The sequence below is a fragment of the Xenophilus sp. genome, assembly GCF_044462705.1.
Lineage (GTDB): Bacteria > Pseudomonadota > Gammaproteobacteria > Burkholderiales > Burkholderiaceae_C > Xenophilus > Xenophilus azovorans.
This window is the reverse complement of record NZ_JBIQNC010000274.1, coordinates 1-5,429: the sequence shown is the minus strand read 5'-3', so window position 1 is coordinate 5,429 and position 5,429 is coordinate 1. Positions and strand designations below refer to the sequence as shown.

At 74.4% G+C, this 5,429-nt stretch carries 3 protein-coding genes; 1 reads left to right on the top strand and 2 read right to left on the bottom strand.

Annotated features, from left to right (window positions below; all coding sequences use genetic code 11):
• Positions 1-171: 171 nt before the first annotated feature.
• Together ACIY1X_RS24455 and ACIY1X_RS24450 are read right to left on the bottom strand one after the other, a co-directional pair.
• Positions 172-1,530: an alpha/beta hydrolase family protein gene (locus ACIY1X_RS24455; protein WP_399685757.1), complete on the bottom strand. Its 1,359-nt coding sequence runs from the start codon at positions 1,528-1,530 to the stop codon at positions 172-174.
• Positions 1,530-4,283, bottom strand: a complete 2,754-nt coding sequence (locus ACIY1X_RS24450) for a tannase/feruloyl esterase family alpha/beta hydrolase (RefSeq protein ID WP_399685754.1) — start codon at positions 4,281-4,283, stop codon at positions 1,530-1,532. The genes ACIY1X_RS24455 and ACIY1X_RS24450 overlap by 1 nt, the downstream gene beginning before the upstream one ends.
• A gap of 125 nt (positions 4,284-4,408) precedes the next feature.
• On the opposite strand from ACIY1X_RS24450, the gene ACIY1X_RS24445 reads away from it, so the two are divergent.
• On the top strand, positions 4,409-5,326 hold the full coding sequence (locus tag ACIY1X_RS24445) for a LysR substrate-binding domain-containing protein (RefSeq protein ID WP_399685751.1): 918 nt from the start codon (positions 4,409-4,411) through the stop codon (positions 5,324-5,326).
• Positions 5,327-5,429: the final 103 nt, after the last annotated feature.

Here is a 5,429-nt window from a genome sequence, read left to right as displayed (position 1 = left end):
TGGGCCCGCCGGCGGCGAACGGCACCACGAAGGTGATGGGCTTGCCGTCGGGGAAGGTCTGCGCCTGCGCGCCGAAGGCGGACAGGGCGAGGGCGGCGGTCAGGGGAAGGAGGCGGATCGGGGACATGGAAGGAATGGCTCCAGGTTTCAGGGAAGAACGATGGACGGGCTTCACGGCGCGCGCGGCGGCACGCGGTGCTCGATCGGCTGCGGCCGCCAGGCCGGCTGCAGGTGGCAGCCGCTGGCGCTCTCGCCGGTGAAGCGCGGGACCTGCGCCGCGCAGCGCTGCGCGAGGCTGTCGGGCGTGGGCTTCTCGCCGCGGTCGATCCAGTCGAGCATCGCGTCGAACAGCGCCGGGTATTCGGGATCGCTCAGGTAGCTGTGGCTGCGTTCGTTCGAGAACGCCTGCACCAGCCGGTCGGCGGTGCCGGCGGCCTCGCGGATGCGGCGGTAGCTGTCCTCCAGCTCGACGAAGGCGGTGGGGTCGTCGATGGCGTGCAGCGTGACCGTGGGCAGCGCGGTGCGCCCGGTGGGCAGGCTGTCGGCCGCGAGCGCGCCCTGCGCCTGCGGATCGGCCGCGTAGCGGGCCACGCCGGCGTTGAGCGCGGCGGCCTCCTCCGGCGCCGCGGCGTAGGTCACGCCCACGTTGCCGAAGGGATTGCGCCCGCCCAGGCGCTTCTGCACCACATCCTGGAACAGCCAGGTGCCCCAGTTCAGGTGCGCGACCAGCGTCCGCTCGGGGATGCGCACCGCGGTGAGGATGGTCTTCAACCGCGCGGCCTGCTCCGGCGTGCGCTGCGCCGCCGGCAGACCCACGCCGGTGCAGGCGCGCACGCGCTCGGCGAGTTCCTTGCGCGTGAGCGTCGAGTCCGGCGGCAGGCCCTGCCACAGCGGGTACTGCGGCTCGTCCGCGGCCGGGTGGTTGCGGCACACGTACTGGTAGACCACGCGCAGGTCGAGCCGGAAGTCGTAGGCCGTGTTGCCGCCGCCGAGCACGCCGCTGGTGAGCACCAGGCCGTCGTAGGGGCCCTTCACGCCGCCGGCGGGCGCGTACAGCTCGGCCGCCTTGGCCGCGACGCCCGCACCGTAGCTCTGGCCGTGCAGCAGCGTGCGCCGCGGCGTGCCGAAGTGCGCCACGAAGATGCGCCGCAGCCGCTCGGTGTCCTCGGCGGCCATGGTCACGCCGTAGCCGCCGCGCCGGTAGGTGGAGCCGGCCCAGGCGTAGCCGGCCTTCACCGTCACGGCCCAGCGCTGCAGGTCCTCCTCGCTGCGCTGCGGGCGCGGCGGCCCGGTCTCGGGCCCGCCGTGCGCGTGCATCACCAGCACGCGGTTCCAGTCCTTCGGGACGGCGATCCAGTAGAAGGCGCCCTGCCCGTCCGCGCCGGTGTAGCAGCGCGCGTCGGCCGGCACCGCGGCCGGGCAGGTGGCCGGCCGTGGCGCGGAAGGCGCGGCGGTTCGCGCCGCGGCGGGCAGGGCGAGTCCCGCGGCCGCGAGGGCCGCGGCGAATGCAAGTCTGCGAGGCTGGGTCATCAGTGACGTACTCCGATTTCCAGTGCCGCGTTCGCGCCGGGGTCGGACACGAAGCCGAGGACACCGCTGTTGTAGATGAGGTGGCCGGGCCGGCCGGCGTCGGCCTGCGCCACGCCGGGCGCCGGCACGTCGTAGCTCAGCGACGCCGTCGCGCTGCCGAGCTGCAGGCTGCTGCCGGCGACGGCAGCCTCGCGCTGCTCGCCGTTCACGGCGGCCACGACATAGGCGCCGTCGGCCGTGCCGGCGATGAGGCTCTGCTGTTCCGCGACGAGGCGCATGCCGGTGGTGCCGCCCGGGTCGCGCACCAGGTGCAGCGGCACCGGCTCGCCGTTGACCAGGCCGATCACCATCGAGCCGGTCAGCGTGCCGCCGGTGGTGGTGGCGCTGCCGGTCGGCGAGGTGGTGAACAGGTCGAAGGCGCCGCGGGCGGTGTTGTAGGTGATGTAGCCCTTCTCGGTCTGCGTGCAGTCGGCGTCGTACACCATGAAGCCCGTGCCGCCGGGATCGCGGCAGTACTGGAAGGTGCCTGCGTTGCGCAGCCGGCCCGCTGCCGCGTAGGCCGCCGTGCCGCCGGCGTCCTGCTGCACGCCCACCGCGTTGAAGATGTGCGCCACCGGGTTGAACACGGTCGGCGAAGCGGCGTTCTCGAAGGTGTTCTGGAAGGCCAGCAGGGGCGCGAAGCCGCCGCCGGCGGCCGCGCTCACCCCGCCCAGCAGCACGCCGCCGGGCGCGAAGGTGAACAGCGCGCCGTCCTCGCCGCTGGTGTAGCTGCACTGCCCCTGCTGCGCCAGCGTGCCGCTGCGCTGCGTGCCGGCGGCGCGCTGCGCGCTGGCCTCGATGGTCACGGTGTAGGCCAGGGTCGCGGGGTCGATCTGCACGCGCAGTTCCTCGCCGGCCGTGTTGCCGCCCTTGTACGTGGCGGGCGAGGCGGGCAGGCTCGGGCAGGCCAGCGGATCGCCCACCTCGGTCACGCAGGCGTAGTTGACGGCCGCGTCGAGGCTGCCGCTGCCGCGGTACTTCGGCCAGGCCGGGAAGCGGCACAGCGGGCGCGTGCGGCCGAAGCTGCCGGCCACGGTGTCCATCGCCACCGGCGTGGCGGGCGCCAGGCCCTGCTCCACCCAGGCCTCCAGCGCGGCCAGCGAGTCCCAGCCGGGGATGAACACGCCGGTGCCGTGGCCCATGCCGGGCACGGTGTAGAAGCGCACGTGCTCGTCCACCGTCGCCTGGCCCAGCGTGGAAACCACGCGCTGGTAATAGTCGATGGTGGAGTTCGGGCTGATCACCTCGTCGGCCAGGCCGTGCAGCAGGATGAGCCGGCCGCCGTGCGCGAAGAAGGGCGCGAGGTTCGGATCGCCGGCATCGGTGAGCGCCGACACCTCGGCCACGCGCGCCGTGTAGGGGCCGGGGTCGAGCGGGTCGAAGCCGAGCGTGTCGAAGTTCTCGATGCGGGTGACGAAGTGCTTCACCCACTGGTCGCCGGTGACGTACATGTTGGCGTCGGCCGAGGTGGCCGGGTTCGCCGGCGCCGGCCGCGTGCCGAGGTCGCGCGTGGTGTAGGGGCCGGCCACCAGCGCGCCTTCGAGCAGGTTGTAGCCGCCGGCGCGCGTCACGCCGTGGGCCAGCGCGTAGGCGGTGAATTCCAGCGGCGACTCGATCGCGCGCACGGTCGCGAGCTGCGCGTCCGACAGGCAGCCGTCGCCCGCGTCGGTGCCGCCGCTGCAGCGCAGCGAGGCCAGGATCTGCCCGTTGAGCTGGCGGCAGCTCTCCACGTTGCTCACGATGCCGTCGGCCGCGCCGTCCAGCCGGTCGCAGGCCTGCAGCACGGTGCGCTGCACCAGCAGCGTCTTGGCCACGTTCATCCAGCCCGCACCGCCGTTGGCGTACAGCGCGCGGCCCACCGCCACGTTCGACAGCCGCGTGCCCGTGTAGTTGAGCGCGGGCTCGTTGGCGATCACGCCGTCGTAGTCCGCCGGCCAGCGCTGGATGTAGGCCAGCGCGTCGCGCCCGCCGGTGGAGGTGCCGAGGAAGTAGGCCTTCTTCGGCGCGGTGCCGTAGTAGGCAAGCACCAGCGCCTGCGCCACGTCGCGCGTCTTCTTGAGCGTGAGGCCGCCGTAGTTGGCCAGTTGCTCGTCGTTGGCGGCGAAGCGGCCGTCGGTGATGCTGCCGGACTGATGGCCCGAATCGTCGCCGTAGGTGGCGTAGCCGAGCGCCAGCGGCGCGGGCTTGCCGGGCGGGCCGAAGCGCAGCGGCTCGGTGCCGTCGATGAGCCGGCCGTTGAAGCCGCCGCCGCCGAAGTGGATGGTCTTGCCGTTCCACTGCGCGGGCAGGTTGAGCGCGAACTGGATCGACTGCGCGGCCGGGTCCACCGACTGGATCGTGCCGCGCACACGGCAGTAGGCGCCCAGCAGGTTGGCCGGGTCGTCGACGGCCACCGGCTCGGCGCTCGTCACCGTGGCGCCCTGCGTCGGCAGGCCGATCGCGGACGGCGGCAGCGTGCGGCCGGCCAGCGACGCGCAGCTCACCACCGGCGGCGGGGGCGGCGGCGGGCCGACGGGCGGCTCGCCGTCGTCGCCGCCGCCCGGGCCGGGCTCCGCGCCCGGGCCCGCCGCCGGCGGCAGCGCGGGGAAGAAGGCGGTTCCGCCGCCCCCTCCGCCGCCGCATCCGGCGAGCCACAGGCACAGGCCCAGCGCGGCGCCGCCGGCGCGCAGCAGGGAAAGGGGATGAAGGGTGGCGTGGGAGCGCGCACGGCGCATGGTGTCTGTCTCCGGTATCGCGGCTGGCAGCCGCTCGTTGTGGAAGGGTCCGCGGGGGCGCACGATAGGAGCGGGGTGACATAGGGTCAAATAAAATAATCGGCCACTTTCGATATGAAAAAAGTATGGAGATAAGGGCGCTGCGCTACTTCCTGGCCGTCGCGCAGACGGGCCACATGACGCGCGCCGCCGAGCGGCTGGGCATCCAGCAGCCGCCGCTGAGCGTGCAGATCAAGGCACTGGAGCGCGAGCTGGGCATGGTGCTGTTCCGGCGCCATCCGCGCGGCGTGGCGCTGACCGATGCGGGGCGCGCCTTCCTCGGCGAGGCGCAGCGCCTGCTGCACGACATGGAGGCGATGCGTGAGCGCATGGCGCGCGTGGCGCGCGGCCAGGCCGGCATGCTGGCGGTGGGCTTCACCAGCTCGGCCGCGGCGCACCGCTTCATGCCGGAGGCGCTGCGCGCCTTCCGCCGCACGCACCCCGACGTGGAGCTGCGCATCAGCGAGAACAACGCCGCCGAGATCACCGCCGCGCTGGCCGCCGGCCGGCTGCACTGCGGCCTGCTGCGCATGCCGGTGGCCGCGCCGCCGGGGCTGGTGTTCGAGACGCTGCTGCGCGAGCCGGTGCTCGCCGCCACGCCCAGCGACCACCGCTTCGCCGCGCCCGGGCGCTCGCGCCGGGCGCTGCCGCTGGCGCGGCTGTGCGAGGAGCCGCTGATCCTCGTGCGCAGGCCCGGCGCGCCGGGGCTGTACGCCGAGCTGCTGGCGCTGTGCCATGCGCGCGGCCTGCGCCCGCGCGTGGTGGCCGAGGTCGAACGCATGATGACCAACCTGAACCTCGTGGCCGCCGGCGTGGGGCTGTCGGTGGTGCCGGCCTCGATGGCGGGCGTGCACGCGCACGCCATCGCCTACCTGCCGCTGGCCGACGGCGGCGCGCTCGATGCGCCGCTCACGCTGGCCTCCCGCGCCGAGGAGGACAACCTGCCGGCGCAGCGCTTCGCCGGGCTGCTGCGCGAGCTGGCCGCGCGCGAGGTGCGCCGATGACGGCGGGGCCCGCGCGCCTGCCGCGCCGCAGCTTCGCCGCGGCACTGGCGGCGGCCGCGGCCTGCCCGGGCGCATGGACGCACGCGGCGGACGCGTCCGGCGA